The 813-nt window shown below is 62.6% G+C and carries 1 protein-coding gene; it reads left to right on the top strand.

Annotation, left to right across the window (positions count from 1 at the left end):
• Positions 1-813 (top strand): ABC transporter substrate-binding protein (locus tag AC5RWX_RS33890; protein WP_494100518.1); only part of this gene is annotated, 813 nt, incomplete at both ends.

Genomic DNA, 813 nt, shown 5'->3' with positions numbered 1-813 from the left:
GCGCTTAATGCCGGCAAGAGCGAGGACGGCCTGACGGGCATTGCCGCAGGCATCAACGCCGCTACCATCCTGGCCAACCCTGCGGTTTTCGAGGCCGCTGGTGTTCCATTGCCCGACGACTCCAAGTGGACCTGGGACGACTTCGAACGGATCGCCTCCGAGATCACTACCAAGTCCCCGAAGGGCACCTACGGCGCAGCTGCCTACGGAACGGACGAGGCTTCACTGGGCGTTTGGCTCCGCCAAAACGGCAAGTCCCTGTACACCTCCGATGGCAAGCTGGGCTTTGAGCCCAAGGACATCGCAGAATGGTGGGCATTCCTCAAGCAGCTCAGCGAGAACAAGGCAGTTCCGTCCGCGTCCGAGGTAGTCGAAGCCGAAGCTGCCCCGCTGGACCAGAGCGGACTCGCCACCGGCAAGAACGGCATGGCGTTCTGGTGGTCCAACCAGGCTCCTGCCTTGGAAAAGGCGTCCGGCGGTGACCTCAAGATCCTGCGGTTCCCCACCAAGACCGGCTCCTCCGCTGATGCCGGGCTCTGGTACAAGGCTTCACAGTTCTGGTCAGCCTCCTCGCGCACCAAGCACCCTGAGGAAACTGCCAAGTTCATCGACTTCCTGGCCAACAACGTCAAGGCCGGCGAAACTCTGTTGGCCGACCGCGGCGTCTACCCGAACTCTGATGTCCGTGCAGCCATCGAACCCAAGCTGACTCCTTCCGACGTCAAGGTGGTGAAGTTCATCGACCAGATCAAGGATGAGCTGGGCGAGGCTCCGGCACCGCCGCCGAAGGGCGCCGGCTCGATCCAGGAGATC

The sequence above is a fragment of the Arthrobacter sp. SPT-J7 genome (genome assembly GCF_059089965.1).
This window is presented reverse-complemented; position numbering and strand designations above follow the sequence as displayed.